This window comes from uncultured Limimaricola sp. (assembly GCF_964022235.1).
Taxonomy (GTDB): Bacteria; Pseudomonadota; Alphaproteobacteria; order Rhodobacterales; family Rhodobacteraceae; genus Limimaricola.
In genome coordinates, this window is sequence record NZ_CAXHZL010000005.1 from 226,961 (window position 1) to 241,740 (window position 14,780).

The window sequence follows — 14,780 nt, forward strand, 5'->3', positions numbered from 1 at the left end:
AACCTAGCCCCGCCCACCGCTGGGTCAATCCGCCGCCTCGACGAGGCAGGCGGTGCGCTGCGCCACCTCTTCGGGGCCGTCGTCGCGGCCGAAGAACTCGACCGTGCCAAGCCCCGGCAGCGCCAGATATGTCATCGTCTGGTGGTTCATCAGGTAGTAATCGGGATCGTCGTCGGCGCGGGCGTAGTAGGTCGAATAGGCCTTGGCCGCGGCGGCGATCTGGTCGTCGCTGCCCGACAGCCCGACCATGCGCGGGTGCATGTTGGCGGCGTAGTCGCCCATCACCTCGGGCGTGTCGCGCGCGGGATCGACGGTGATGAACACCGGCTGCGCGGTGATGCCGTGATCCTCGGCAAGAATGTCGACGGCGGCGGCGTTGCGCGCGTTGTCGACAGGGCAGACATCCGGGCAGGAGGTGTAGCCGAAGTAGATCAGGCTCGGCTCGGTGATGACATCCGCGTCGGTGACCTCTCGGCCCGCCCCGTCGAGCAGCGTGAACGGCCCACCGAGCCGGTCGAAGCCGCCCGCGACATTGCCGGTGCGGCAGGCCGCGAGCCGGTCCGAGGGGGCGAGGATCGTTGTGGCGATGAGCGCGCCGCCCATCAGGGTGACGACGATGCCGGCGGCGGCGAGGGCAACGGGGCGCTGCATGGAAACTCCTGAGAGACGGGCCTGAGACGAGGCGTGGGGCGGTCATGGGGCGGGGCGCCGCATTGATGGCGGCCTGGGCTCTGCCTATCAATGGTCCTCATTGACGCACAAGCCGGAGCCGCCCCTTGCCCCTTCCCGACACCGAGCTGGCGATGCTGCGCGATCTGGGCCGGCGCAACCGCGTGCGGCTCAAGACCCAGATCCTGCTGCGTTGGATCGCCGTAGTCGGCCAGACCGGGGCGGCACTCGTGGCGGCGCTGGTCTATGGGCTGGTGTTTCCCACCGGGCTGGTGGCGATCACCATCGGGGCCGCGGGCATCGCCAACCTGCTTGCCGCCTTTCTGCTGCCAGCGACGCGACGGCTGAGCGAGGGCGAATCCACCGCGATGCTGGTCTTCGACATCGCCCAGCTCTCGGTGCTGCTGTGGCTCACCGGCGGGCTCGACAATCCCTTCGCGCTCTTGATGCTGGCCCCCGTCACGATCTCGGCCACGATGTTGCGGCTGCCCGGCGTGCTGCTGGTGAGCGGGTTGGCGCTGGTCTCGGTGACGGTGCTGTGGCTGTGGAGCCTGCCGATCCTGTCGCCGCAGATGGTGGCAATGTCGCTGCCCGAACTGTCGCGATTCGGCTTCTGGCTGGCGCTGGCGATCGGCATCACCTTCATCGCGCTCTACGTGCGGCGCGTCACGCTCGAGATGCTCGCCATGGGCGACGCGCTGGCGGCAACGCAGCTGGCGCTAGCGCGCGAGCAGAAGCTTACCGACCTGGGCGGCGTCGTCGCGGCCGCCGCGCACGAGCTGGGCACGCCGCTGGCGACGATCACCCTCACCGCCGCCGAGCTGGCCGACGATCTTGCGGATCAGCCCGAGCGCGCCGAGGACGCGGCGCTGATCCGGGCCGAGGCGATGCGCTGCCGCGACATCCTGCGCTCCATGGGGCGGGCCGGCAAGGAAGACACGCATCTGCGCCAGGCCCCGCTCGAGGCGGTGGTGCGCGAGGCCGCCGAGCCGCATCTGGCGCGCGGCCGCGAGGTGGTGTTTGCCGTGGGCGCCGAGCCCGAGGCGACCGACAGCACCGAGGTGCAGCCGCTGATCCACCGCCGCCCCGAGATCGTGCACGGGCTGCGCAACCTGATCCAGAACGCGGTGGATTTCGCGGGCGAGCGGGTCGAGATCGACCTGTCGTGGACCCGCGACAGCATCATGGTGACGATCGAGGACGACGGGCCGGGGTTTCCGCCCGGCCTGATCGGTCGCATCGGCGATCCGTTCATGCGCTCGCGGCGCAGACCCGGCTACGAGGGCATGGGGCTGGGGCTGTTCATCGCCAAGACCTTGCTGGAGCGGTCCGGTGCGCGGCTGAGCTTTGCCAATGGCGGCGAGCGGCTGCGCGCCAGCGGCGCGGCGGCAGGCGGCGCGATCGTCATGGTCGCCTGGCCCCGTGAGACGCTCGAAGCGCAGCCCGTCACCGGGGCACCAAATCCGCATTTCCTCCCCTGAAGGGCCCTAATCCCTCGATAGGTACGGTTAACACACGATTAAGATTTCCTGCGCACTCTGGCCCGACACCCGTCACAGTCGCGTGGTCCGATGCCTTTGACACCTATCGCCTCACTTCTGATCATCGTCGTGGTATCGACCATTTCCGCGTCGGCCATCGTGATCTTTCTGACGTGGATGGCGCGCGGCGGTCAGGATCGGCGTGGGGCACCACGCGCGGCCCGCAGCGTGTTTCTGTTCGACGGCGATTGCCTGATCGATGCCAGCCTCTCGGCGCGACGCCTGCTCGATCGCCTCGAAGGCACCGGGACCGAACGCGACCTGCTTTGCGCCTTGCTCGAACACCGGTTTCCCGGGCTTGGGACCCGGCTCGAGACGATCGAGGGCGACGGGCGCTTCTGGCTCAAGGCGCGCGGCGGTCTGGGCCGGCTCGAGGTCGAGCATTGGAGCGGGTTGCTGCGCCTGACCCTCGATTCCGAAGGGGCGACGGAGGCACCGATCGACCCGATTGCCTTCGCGGCGTTGCAAGACGAGCTCGAAACACTGCGCTGCATCGGCGAGGACGCGCCGCAGCTGATCTGGAAGCTCGACGAGGCCGGGCGACTGAGCTGGGCCAACCGGGCCTACATGCGGCTGGTCGAGCGGCTGTCAGGCCCACCCGAGGGCGCGGCGGACTGGCCCCCCACCGATCTCTTCGACGATCCCGATTACGCGCCACTCGGCCGGGGCATGGAGAGCTGTCGCGTCAGCCTGATCCTGCCGCAGGAAGAACGCCGCTGCTGGTACGAGATCACCCGTCTGCAGCGCGGCTCCGAACAGGTGCATTTCGCGCTCGACGTCACCGGGATCGTCGAGGCCGAGCAGACCCGCCGCAAGTTCATCCAGACCCTGACCAAGACCTTTGCGCAGTTGGCCATCGGCCTTGCCATCTTCGACCGCGACCGCAAGCTGGTGATGTTCAACCCGGCGTTCCACGACCTGACCGGTCTGCCCACGGCCTTTCTCAGCTCGCGCCCGCAGGTGCAGACCGTGCTCGATCGGCTGCGCGACCGCAACATGCTCCCCGAGCCCAAGGATTACGCCAGCTGGCGCGAACAGGTCGCGGCGCTCGAGGCGCAGGCCTCGCGCGGCACCTATTGCGAAACCTGGTCGCTGCCCGGGGGGCAGACCTTTCGCGTCACCGGACGGCCGCATCCCGACGGCGCGGTGGCCTTCCTGTTCGAGGATATCAGCGCCGAGATTTCGCTCACCCGGCATTTCCGCGCCGAGATCGACACCGCACGGGCGGTGCTCGACACCCTGCCCGAGGCGATTGCCGTCTTCTCGGCCAGCGGCACCCGGCTGTTGCACAACAGCGCCTACGAGGATCTGTGGGGCGCGCCTGATCCGGGCCTGTCCGAAACCGGTCTGCTCGACGAGATCGTCCGCTGGCAGGGAATGATCGCCCCTTCGCCGGTTCTGGGCGAGCTGCGCGATTTCGTCACCGCCTTCGGAGAGCGCGCCGAATGGATCGACCAGCTGCGGCTCAGCGACGGGCGCGGGCTGGACTGCCGCTTCACGCCCCTGCCCGGCGGCGCGACGATGACGAGCTTTTCGCCCGAAACACCGGACCGGTCCCGCCTCTCCGCGCAGGCCCACGGCGGGAACGAGAAGGCGGGCAACGCCAAGGAGCTGATCCGCCTACAGCGCGGCTGACCCGGCGTTTCAGCTTGCAGCACACGGCCCAGCGCCTAGTTTGCGGCCATGAGCCTCCTTGCCGGTCCGATTCAACTTTCCGACGAATCGCGCAGCCTCGCGCTGGCGCGGGCCCTCGCGCCGCATCTGCGCGCCGGCGACACCTTGCTGCTTTCGGGACAGATCGGCGCGGGCAAGAGCTTTTTCGCACGCGCCCTGATCCGGGCCCGCACCGGCAACCCCGACGAAGAGGTCCCCTCGCCCACCTTCACCCTCGTGCAGAGCTACGAGGCCCCCGGTGCCGAGATCTGGCACTGCGACCTCTACCGCCTGTCGGACCCCTTCGAGCTTGTCGAACTGGGGCTCGAGGAGGCGATGGGGCGCGCCATCTGCCTGATCGAATGGCCCGACCGCATGGGCGACATGGCCCCGCCCGAGGCACTGTCGCTGAGCTTCGAGGCGCGGCCCGATGCGCATTGGCTCACCATATCCGGCCCCGAGGCCTGGCGCGAACGACTGGAGCCGGTCCTTGCCTGACATTGAGAACTTCCTGGCCCGGCATGGCCTTGATCGCCATACCCGCGCGCCGCTGGCCGGCGACGCCTCGGCACGACGCTACGAGCGATTGGCCGCCCCTTCGGGCGAGAGCCTGATCCTGATGATCTGTCCGGAGGACGGGCTCGTGGCACTCGACGCCTTTATCACCGTGGCCCGCCACCTTGTCAGCCTGCGCCTGTGCGCGCCCGCGATCCATGCGCTCGACCGCGAGGCGGGCCTTGCCTTGATCGAGGATCTCGGGCCCACGCAGATCGCGCAATGGGCCGGGGCGCATCCCGACGATCTCGCCCCCTACGAGACGGCGATCGACGTGCTGGCCCGGTTGCAATCGGCACCGCCGCTCGAAGGCCTCGCGCGGCTGACGCCCGAGGTCGGGGCCGAGATGATCGCGCCCTTGGGCGAATGGTACGCGCCCGGTTTCGACGTCAAAGCCCTGCAATCGGCTCTGCGTGACGCCTTGGAGCGGCATGCGCCCGAGGCCTCGGCCTTGGCGCTCAGGGACTACCATGCCGAAAATCTGATCTGGCGGCCCGAGCGGTCCGGCACCGACCGCATCGGTCTGCTCGATTTTCAGGACGCGCTGCTGGCCCCGCCCGAATACGATCTCGTCTCGCTCTTGCGCGACGCGCGTCGCGACGTGTCCCAAGACCTGCGCAACGCCATGATTGCCCGTTTTGCCGCCGCCACGGGGCGCGAGGTCCAAGCCGTTGCCGCCGCCTGCGCCGTGCTGGGCCTGCAGCGCAATCTGCGGATCCTGGGCATCTTTGCCCGCCTCGCCCGGCGCGACGGCAAGACCCGATATCTTGCGCTGATGCCCCGCGTCTGGGGTCAGATCCGGGCCGATCTGCGCCACCCGGCGCTGTCGGACCTCACCCCCCACGCCGTCGCCATTCCCGCCCCCGAGGAGACCGCCGCATGACCCCGAACGGGACGCCCAGCGCCATCATGATCTTTGCCGCCGGTCTCGGCCGCCGCATGGGTCCGCTCACGACCGATCGGCCCAAACCGATGGTCGAGGTCGGCGGACGGCCCCTGATCGACCATGCGCTCGACCTCACCGCGCCGCTGATGCCGCTCCGCCGCGTCATCAACCTGCACCACCGGGGCGAGGTGCTGCGCGATCATCTCAAGGGCCGCGACGTGATCCTGTCGGACGAGACCGACAGGCTTCTCGAAACCGGCGGGGGTCTGCGCAAGGCGCGCCCCCTGCTTGGCCCCGGCCCGGTCTACACGCTGAACTCCGACGCCATCTGGTCCGGCCCGAACCCGCTTCTTGCTCTGAGGCGCGCCTGGGATCCCTCCCGCATGGAGGCGCTACTGCTGCTGCTGCCGCGCGAGAACGCGATGGGCCACACCGGTTCGGGCGATTTCCTTGTCGATACCATGGGTCGGCTCACGCGCGGGCCGGGGCATGTCTATTCCGGCGCGCAGATCATCCTGCCGGACGGGCTCGACGAGATTCCTGAGGAGGCGTTTTCGCTGAACCTTTTGTGGAATGAGATCGCGGCGCGGGGCAGGCTCTACGGCGTCGTCCATGACGGGCACTGGTGTGACGTGGGCCGCCCCGACTGCATCCCGATCGCCGAAGCGATGCTGCAGGGCGACCATGTCCTCTGAGACCTTTCCCGACGCCGGATCCGCCCATCTCTATGCCCTCCCCTGCGGCGTTGATTTCGCCGAAGGCCTCGTCGCGGGCCTCCGCGCGCGGTTCGGCGATCAGGGCCCCGAGGCGATGGCCCGCGTCACCGTCTATCTCGGCACCAACCGGATGCGCCGCCGGGTGCGCGACATCTTCGATCAGGGCCCGGCGACGCTGCTGCCTCGGTTGCGACTCATCACCGACCTCGCTCTTGACCCGATGGGGCCGGAGCTGCCCTTGCCCGTGGCCCCGCTGCGGCGCAGGCTTGAGTTGACCCAGCTTGTGGCCCGGCTGATCGAGGCGCAGCCCGATCTGGCGCCGCGTGCAGCGCTTTATGACCTGTCCGACAGCCTCGCCAGCCTGATGGACGAGATGCAGGGCGAGGGCGTGTCGCCCGATGACATCGCAAATCTCGACGTCACCGACCTCTCGGGCCACTGGGCCCGCTCGCTGCAATTTCTCAACATCGTCAACCTCTGGTTCGGCCCCGATGCAGCACCCGACCGCGAGGCGCGCCAGCGCATGGCGGTGGAGCGTTTGATCGCGACATGGGCCAAGACGCCCCCCACCGACCCGGTGATCGTTGCAGGCTCCACCGGATCGCGCGGGGCGACGGCGCTGTTTCTGGAGGCCGTGGCGCGGCAGGAAAAGGGAGCCGTCGTGCTCCCCGGCGTCGATATGGATCAGCCGCAGGACGTGTGGGAGCGGCTCGACGAGGCGCTCGCCGCCGAAGACCACCCGCAGTTCCGGTTTCGCCGAATCCTGCGGATGCTGGGCATGGAGGCGAACGAGCTGCGGCTCTGGCACGACACGCCCGCCCCCTCGCCCGCGCGCAACAGGCTGGTGTCGCTGTCGCTGCGCCCCGCCCCCGTCACCGACCAGTGGCGCGACGAGGGGCCGGAGCTTGGCGATCTTGGCCCGGCGACCGCAGGGCTGACGCTGCTCGAGGCCCCCTCGCCCCGGATGGAGGCCGAGACCATCGCGCTGCGGATGCGGGCCGCCCTCGACGAGGGCAAGACGGTGGCGCTGGTCACCCCCGACCGGATGCTGACGCGGCAGGTTTCGGCCGCACTCGACCGTTGGGATCTCGTGGCCGACGACAGCGCCGGCGTGCCGCTGCCGCTGACCCCGCCGGGACGGTTCTTGCGCCTCGTGGCCGAAGCCATGGGCGAGACGCCCGGCCCGGCGGCGATCTTGTCGCTCCTGAAACACCCCTTGTGCCATTCGGGCCTAGATCGCGGCCCGCATCTGCTGCGCACGCGCGAGTTGGAGCTGTGGCTCAGGCGCGAGGGCGCGGCCTATCCCGACGCGGCGCTGCTGACGCGCTGGGCCGAAAAGACGGGCGCGCGCGACACTGGCCGCGTGGCTTGGGCCGACTGGCTCTGCGAGGCGCTGGGTCTCGTGCCGGAAGCGGGCGACAAGCCGCTTGCCGAGCATCTGGCCTGCCACCTGCAGCTTGCCGAATGTCTTGCGTCCGGCCCCGGTGCACCAGGTAGCGGCGGGCTGTGGGACGAGGCGGCGGGCCGCGCTGCGCGGCAATGCTGCGAAGGGCTGGCCGAACATGCCGACGCCGCCGGAGAGTTGGGCACGCGCGACTACCGCGCACTGTTTCTGGGCGTGCTGCGCAGGGTCGAGGTGCGCAACCCCGACGTCGGCCACCCGCAGGTGCTCATCCGCGGCACGTTGGAGGCGCGGGTGCAGGGCGCGGACCTGACCATTCTGGCCTCGATGAACGAAGGCTCATGGCCCGAGGCCCCGCCCGCCGATCCGTGGCTCAACCGCAAGATGCGCGCGCAGACAGGTCTGTTGCTGCCCGAACGGCGGATCGGCCTCTCGGCGCATGACTATCAGCAGGCGGTCGCGGTGCGCGAGGTCTGGATCACCCGCTCGACCCGTTCCTCGGATAGCGAGACCGTGCCCTCGCGCTGGATCAACCGGCTGACCAACCTGCTCGAAGGCCTGCCCGATCAGGGCGGGCGCGCTGCATTGGCCGAGATGCGCACGCGCGGGGCCGACTGGCTGGCGCAGGCCACGGCGCTGTCGGTGGCGCAGAGCCGCGTGCCGCCCGCGCTGCGCCCCTCGCCCCGCCCGCCCGTTGCGGCCCGCCCCGACCGGCTCTCGGTCACGGCGATCCGCACGCTGATCCGCGACCCCTATGCGATCTACGCGAGCCGGGTGCTGCGGCTGCGCGGGCTCGATCCGCTGACGCCCAACCCAGACGCCGCCCTGCGCGGCACGGTGTTGCACGAGGTGTTCGAGCGGTTCTTGAAGGAGGGCATCGCCCCCACCGACCCGACCGCCAAGACCCGGCTGATGGCGGTGACCGAGGAGGTGCTGGAGGCGCAATGCCCCTGGCCCACCGTGCGCAGGCTCTGGATCGCGCGGATCGCCCGGATCAGTGACTGGTTCCTGACCACCGAAGTCGCGCGGCAGGCCCTCGCCACGCCGCGCCATTTCGAAATCGACGGAGCCTCCGTGATGGAGGATCTGGGCTTTACCCTGACCGCTCAAGCCGACCGCATCGACGAAGGCCCCGAGGGCTTGCGGATCTATGACTACAAGACCGGCAAGCCGCCGACCGGGCCGCAGCAGAAAAGCTTCGAGAAACAGCTTCTTCTGGAGGCTGCGATGGCCGAACGCGGCGGTTTCGCCCAGAAGGGCGCGGAGAAGGCCCGCGTCGCGGGGGCGGCCTATATCGGTCTCGGCGGTCAGGGCGCGACCGTTCCGGCACCGCTCGACGAGATCCCCCCCGATCAGGTCTGGGCGCAGCTGCGCGAGCTGATCGCGCGCTGGCAGGAGCCGGATCGCGGCTATTCGGCCCGCATGGCGATGATGAGCGACAAGGACCGCAGCGATTACGACCATCTGTCGCGCTTTGGCGAATGGGACTTTTCCGCAGAAGCCCGAGGGGAGGACGTCGGATGATCCGCGACGATGCGACCGAGCGGCAGGTCCGCGCCGCCGACCCGGCCAACTCCACATGGCTCTCGGCCAATGCGGGATCTGGCAAGACCCGCGTGCTCACCGACCGGGTGGCGCGGCTTTTGCTCGACGGGACCGATCCGCAGAACATCCTGTGCCTGACCTACACCAAGGCCGCCGCCTCGGAGATGCAGAACCGCCTGTTCAAACGTCTCGGCGAATGGGCGATGATGGAGGACACGGCCCTGCGCGAGGCGCTGGAGCGGCTCGGCACGCCGCAGGCGATCACGCTGCGCTCGGCCCGCACGCTGTTTGCCCGCGCGATCGAGACGCCCGGCGGCCTGCGCATCCAGACGATCCATTCGTTCTGCGCGGGTCTCTTGCGGCGGTTTCCGCTCGAAGCCGGGGTCAGCCCGCAGTTCACCGAAATGGAGGACCGCACCGCGCAGCTCCTGCGTGCCGAGGTGGTCGACGCCATGGCCTCGGGGCCCCAGAGGTCGCTCGTGGATGCGCTGGCGTTTCAGGCCCCCGAGGGCGACTTCGACGATCTGCTGCGCGAGATCACCGGGCGGCGCGAGGCGTTTCTCGGTGCGTCCGACGACGCGGCGTTGGCACAATATTTCGACCTGCCCGCCGGGCTGACGCTGGCGCGGTTCTACGACATCTGCCTCGAGCCGGATGATTTCGATACGCTGAGCGCGCTCAGGCTGCTGCTGCGCAAGGGCACGGTGACGGATCAAAAGGCCGCCGACAGGCTCGATGCCGTCGATCTCAAGGCAGCCCCCGACGCCGCGCTGCTCGATCTTCTGGAGAACCTGTTGCTGTTCGGGGCCAGCGCCGCCGCGCCTTTCGGGGCCAAGATCGGCAAGTTTCCCACCAAGAAGCTGCGCGAGAGCGACCCTTCGCTGATCGAGAGTCTCGACGACCTCATGGCGCGCATCGAGGAGGGCCGCGCCACGCGACTGGCGCTGAACGCGCTGGAGAAGACCCGTACCCTCGACGCCTTCGCCCGGGCCTTCGTGCCCGCCTACGAGCAGCGCAAGCTGTTGCGCGGCATGCTCGACTTCGACGATCTGATCGGCAAGGCGCGCAAGCTTCTGACCGATCCAGCGGTGGCGCAATGGGTTCTGTTCCGGCTCGACGGTGGCATCGACCATATCCTCGTGGACGAGGCGCAGGACACGAGCCCTTCGCAATGGGCGGTGATCGAGCGGCTGGCGCAGGAGTTTGCCGCGGGCGAAGGTGCGCAGCCCGAACGCCGCCGCACGATCTTTGTCGTGGGCGACAAGAAACAGTCGATCTATTCGTTCCAAGGGGCCGATCCCGAGGGGTTCGACCGGATGCAGGAGCATTTCCGCGCGCGGTTGGAGGCGGCGGGACAGGGTTTGAACCGGCTCGATCTGGAGCATTCCTTCCGCTCTTCCGAAGCGATCCTGCGCGCGGTGGATGCCACTTTCGTCGGCCCGCACCGCGAGGGGCTGGGCGGCGAGGTGCCGCATCGGGCCTTCAAGGCGCAGATGCCGGGCCGGGTCGATCTCTGGCCGCCGGTGGAAAAGCCCGAAGCCGAGGCCGAGGAAGACGACTGGACCAACCCGGTGGACCGCCCCGGCGAAACCGACCCGGCGGTGGTGCTGGCGCGGCGCATCGCCGACGAGATCGCCCGCATGAAGGCCGAAGAGACCATTCCGGTCGAGTGCGGCCATTCCGGTATCTATGACCGCCGCCCCGTGAGCGAGGGCGATGTGCTGATCCTCGTGCAGCGGCGCTCGGCGCTGTTCTCGGAGATCATCCGCGCCTGCAAGGCCAAGGGTCTCAACGTTGCGGGCGCCGACCGGCTGCGCATCGGCGGTGAGCTTGCGGTCAAGGACATCGCGGCTGTGCTGCGGTTTATGGCTCTTCCCGAAGACGACCTGTCGCTCGCCTGCGCGCTGCGCTCGCCTCTCTTTGGATGGAGCGAGAACGACCTCTACCGCCTTGCGCAAGCTCGCCCCGGCCATCTTTGGCCGCAGCTTCGGGACGCGCGGCAGCGGTATCCCGAGACCATGGCGGTGCTCGACGACATGCGGCGTCAGTCCGACTTCCTGCGCCCCTACGACCTGATCAACCGGCTGCTCCTGCGCCACGACGGGCGCCGCAAGCTGCTGGCCCGGCTCGGCCCCGAGGCCGAGGACGGGATCGATGCGCTGCTGTCTCAAGCGCTCTCCTACGAGCAATCGGAGGTGCCGGGGCTCACGGGCTTTCTTGAATGGCTCGAGACCGACGATCTGGAGATCAAGCGGCAGGCCGAATCCGCAGGCGACCGGCTGCGGGTGATGTCGGTGCATGGGGCCAAGGGGCTCGAGGCCCCGATCGTGATCCTGCCCGACAGCGCCAAGCGGCAGGTAAAGCTGAACGACAGGATCTATGACGCGGGCGCGGCGCAGCTTTGGGCTGCCGGGCCGTCGGCGGCGATGCCGGAGCCGATGCGTGAGCTGCGCGAAGGGCTGATCGACGCGCAGGAGCGCGAGCGCCGCCGCCTGCTCTACGTGGCGATGACGCGGGCCGAAAGCTGGCTCATCGTCTGCGCGCCCGGCGACGTGGGCGAGGCGGGCCAGAGCTGGCACGCGACGGTGACAGAGGGGTTGCAGCGGCTCGGAGCCGAAGCCACCCCGATGCCTGGCGGCGAGGGGCTGCGCTTTGCGCATCTCGACTGGGCCTGCGGCGAGATGAAACCGCCGCGCGCCGAAGCCACTGCCCTGCCCGCGCCGCCGCATTACCCGTCGGTCGTCATGCCCGAGGCCGCTCAGGCGACGCTGTCACCGTCAGACCTTGGTGGGGCCAAGGTCATGCCGGGCGATACGAGCGAGGCCGAGGGCGAGGCAGCGCGGGCGCGTGGCACGCTCATGCACCTGCTACTCGAACATCTGCCCGCCCTGCCACAAGCCCAGCGCGAGGTGCAGGGACGCCGCCTTCTGGCCAATGCCGAGGAGGCCGCCGAGGTCGAGGAAACCGACAGCCTGCTCGCCGATGCGCTGGGCCTTGTCGGCGCACCGGGTCTGGAGGAGGTCTTTGCCCCCGGCACGCTGGCCGAGGCCGGGATCACCGCAAGCCTGCCCGAGCTGGGCGACAAGCGGCTGCACGGTGCCATCGACCGGCTGGTGATCACCGAAGACCGCGTGCTCGCCATCGACTTCAAGACCAACCGTGCGGTGCCTGACCGACCCGAGGACACGCCGGAGGGCATCCTGCGGCAGATGGGGGCCTATGCAGCGATGCTGGCGCGGCTCTGGCCCGACCGCGCGGTCGAGGTGGCGGTGCTGTGGACGGCGAACGCGCAGCTGATGCCCCTGCCCCACGACCTCGTCATGGCAGCGTTGCGTCGGGCCACCCATTGACGCGCCTGACCCGCCTCCTTACGTCTCTCATCCAACCCGAGACCCAAGGAGAGCCCCGATGGCCACCGTTGCAGTCAATGACGCGAATTTCGACGCCGAAGTGCGTCAGTCCGATGTCCCCGTCGTGGTGGATTTCTGGGCCGAGTGGTGCGGCCCCTGCAAGACGATCGGCCCGGCTCTCGAAGAGCTGTCCAACGAGTACGGCGACCGCCTGAAGATCGTGAAGGTCAATGTCGACGAGAACCCGAACTCCCCAGCGCAGCTCGGCGTGCGTGGCATTCCCGCGCTGTTCCTGTTCAAGGATGGCGAAATCGTCTCGAACCGCGCTGGCGCCGCCCCCAAGGCTGCGCTCAAGGGCTGGATCGACGAGTCGATCTGATCCAAGCCTTCCGGACTGACGATCAAGGCGCCTTCGGGCGCCTTTTTCGTGTCTGATACAGGCAGATCGGCGGCCAAACTTGCCCTTCGCGTCCCCGGCCCCCATATCGGCCCGGACGGTGACGAGGGCCCTGCTCTCGCACATTCCCACAAGACGCAGGGCGCGGCCGGATCCGCGCCCGACAGGAGGCAAGATGAGCGACGACTTCCCCGGCTGGCACGGCACAACGATCATCGGGGTGCGCAAGGGCGGCAAGGTGGTGATCGCGGGCGATGGCCAGGTGAGCCTCGGCCAGACCGTCATCAAGGGCACCGCGCGAAAGGTGCGCAGGCTTTCCCCCGGCGGCTACGAGGTCATCGCGGGCTTCGCCGGGTCGACCGCCGATGCCTTCACGCTCCTCGAGCGGCTGGAAAAGAAGCTCGAGGCCACCCCCGGCCAGCTCGCCCGCGCCAGCGTCGAGCTGGCCAAGGACTGGCGCACCGACAAGTATCTGCAAAAGCTCGAAGCGATGCTGATCGTCTCGGACGGCAAAGAGCTTTTGGTAATCACCGGCGCAGGCGACGTGCTCGAGCCCGAGCATGACGTAACCGCGATTGGTTCTGGCGGCAACTTCGCCCTCGCCGCGGGACGTGCCCTGATGGACACCGACATGGACGCCGAGGCCATCGCACGGCGCGCCATGGCGATCGCCTCCGACATCTGTGTCTACACCAATGGCAAGCTGACCGTGGAAACGCTCGAGGCCTGAAGCCTCGCGTTTACCCCTTACCAGACAAGGACCCTCACATGAGCGACCTGACCCCCCGCGAGATCGTCTCCGAGCTCGACCGTTTCATCATCGGCCAGAAAGAGGCCAAGCGCGCCGTCGCCGTCGCCCTGCGCTCGCGCTGGCGGCGCAAGCAACTCGGGGCCGACCTGCGCGACGAGGTGTATCCCAAGAACATCCTGATGATCGGACCCACCGGCGTCGGCAAGACCGAGATCTCGCGCCGCCTGGCGCGGCTCGCCGGCGCGCCCTTCATCAAGGTCGAGGCCACCAAGTTCACCGAGGTCGGCTATGTCGGCCGCGACGTCGAGCAGATCATCCGCGATCTCGTCGAGATCGGCATCGGGCTGGTGCGCGAGAAGAAGCGCGAAGAGGTGAAGGCCAAGGCCCATCAGGGCGCCGAGGACCGGGTGCTGGACGCTCTTGTCGGCAAGACGGCGTCGCCGGCCACCCGCGATTCCTTCCGCAAGAAGCTGCGCGCAGGCGAACTCGACGACAAGGAGATCGACGTCGAAATCTCCGACACGTCCAACCCGATGGGCGGCATGGACATTCCCGGCATGCCGGGCGCCAATATCGGCGTCCTCAACCTGTCGGAGATGTTCGGCAAGATGGGCCAGCGCACCAAGCAGCGCCGGACGTCGGTGCGCGAGAGCTACGATCTGCTGATCGGCGAGGAATCCGACAAGCTGCTGGATCAGGAGCAGCTGGTGCGCGAGGCGATCTCGTCGGTCGAGAACAACGGCATCGTCTTCCTCGACGAGATCGACAAGGTCGCCAACAAGGAAGGCCAGAGCGGCGCCGGCGTCTCCCGCGAGGGCGTGCAGCGCGACCTGCTGCCGCTGGTCGAGGGCACCACGGTGGCGACCAAGCACGGCTCGGTGAAGACCGACCACATCCTGTTCATCGCCTCGGGCGCCTTCCACGTGTCGAAGCCGTCGGACCTCCTGCCCGAGCTGCAGGGCCGGCTGCCGATCCGCGTCGAGTTGCGAGCGCTGACCAAGGAGGATTTCCGCCGTATCCTGACCGAGACCGAGGCCTCGCTGATCAAGCAGTATATCGCGCTGATGAAGACCGAGAATGTCGATCTGATCATCACCGACGATGCGATCGACGCGCTGGCGGACACGGCGGTGACGCTGAACGGCTCGATCGAGAATATCGGCGCGCGGCGGCTGCAGACGGTGATGGAGCGCGTCCTCGACGACATCTCCTTCGAGGCGCCGGACAAGTCCGGCGAGAGCTACACGGTCGATGCCGCCTATGTGCACAAGGCGCTGGACGGCATTGCCGGCGACACCGACCTGTCGCGCTTCAT

11 protein-coding genes are annotated in these 14,780 nt (G+C 68.7%); 10 read left to right on the forward strand and 1 reads right to left on the reverse strand.

Annotated features, from left to right (window positions below):
- Positions 1-24 precede the first annotated feature (24 nt).
- Entirely contained in the window at positions 25-651 is a 627-nt protein-coding gene (locus tag AADJ02_RS09120) for an SCO family protein (RefSeq protein ID WP_341212682.1), read from the reverse strand.
- 125 nt (positions 652-776) lie between these two features.
- Between AADJ02_RS09120 and AADJ02_RS09125 the strand changes: the two genes are divergently transcribed.
- From AADJ02_RS09125 to hslU, 10 genes are all read left to right on the forward strand, one after another.
- Positions 777-2,150 (forward strand): ActS/PrrB/RegB family redox-sensitive histidine kinase, encoded by a 1,374-nt coding sequence (locus AADJ02_RS09125; RefSeq protein ID WP_341212683.1) that lies wholly within the window; start codon positions 777-779, stop codon positions 2,148-2,150.
- 90 nt (positions 2,151-2,240) lie between these two features.
- Positions 2,241-3,845, forward strand: a complete 1,605-nt coding sequence (locus tag AADJ02_RS09130) for a PAS-domain containing protein (protein WP_341212684.1) — start codon at positions 2,241-2,243, stop codon at positions 3,843-3,845.
- A gap of 48 nt (positions 3,846-3,893) precedes the next feature.
- The gene (tsaE, locus tag AADJ02_RS09135; RefSeq protein WP_341212685.1) at positions 3,894-4,361 is read left to right on the forward strand and encodes a tRNA (adenosine(37)-N6)-threonylcarbamoyltransferase complex ATPase subunit type 1 TsaE; all 468 of its coding nucleotides are present in this window, start codon (positions 3,894-3,896) and stop codon (positions 4,359-4,361) included.
- Positions 4,354-5,301: a phosphotransferase gene (locus AADJ02_RS09140; RefSeq protein ID WP_341212686.1), complete on the forward strand. Its 948-nt coding sequence runs from the start codon at positions 4,354-4,356 to the stop codon at positions 5,299-5,301. Before tsaE ends, AADJ02_RS09140 begins: the two co-directional genes overlap by 8 nt.
- Positions 5,298-5,999 carry a nucleotidyltransferase family protein gene (locus AADJ02_RS09145; RefSeq protein WP_341212687.1) on the forward strand — a complete coding sequence of 234 codons (702 nt, stop codon included), beginning with the start codon at positions 5,298-5,300 and terminating at the stop codon, positions 5,997-5,999. Before AADJ02_RS09140 ends, AADJ02_RS09145 begins: the two co-directional genes overlap by 4 nt.
- The gene (gene addB / locus AADJ02_RS09150) at positions 5,989-8,946 is read left to right on the forward strand and encodes a double-strand break repair protein AddB (RefSeq protein ID WP_341212688.1); all 2,958 of its coding nucleotides are present in this window, start codon (positions 5,989-5,991) and stop codon (positions 8,944-8,946) included. The genes AADJ02_RS09145 and addB overlap by 11 nt, the downstream gene beginning before the upstream one ends.
- A complete protein-coding gene (gene addA / locus AADJ02_RS09155) occupies positions 8,943-12,317 on the forward strand; it encodes a double-strand break repair helicase AddA (RefSeq protein ID WP_341212689.1) in 3,375 nt (1,124 codons plus the stop codon). Before addB ends, addA begins: the two co-directional genes overlap by 4 nt.
- Before the next feature lie 58 nt (positions 12,318-12,375).
- Complete coding sequence (gene trxA / locus AADJ02_RS09160; RefSeq protein WP_341212690.1) at positions 12,376-12,696, forward strand: thioredoxin; 321 nt, start codon at positions 12,376-12,378, stop codon at positions 12,694-12,696.
- Positions 12,697-12,889: 193 nt separating this feature from the next.
- Entirely contained in the window at positions 12,890-13,444 is a 555-nt protein-coding gene (gene hslV / locus AADJ02_RS09165; protein WP_341212691.1) for an ATP-dependent protease subunit HslV, read from the forward strand.
- Between the two features lie 38 nt (positions 13,445-13,482).
- The coding region (gene hslU / locus AADJ02_RS09170; RefSeq protein WP_341212692.1) for an ATP-dependent protease ATPase subunit HslU at positions 13,483-14,780 on the forward strand (1,298 nt) is incomplete at its 3' end.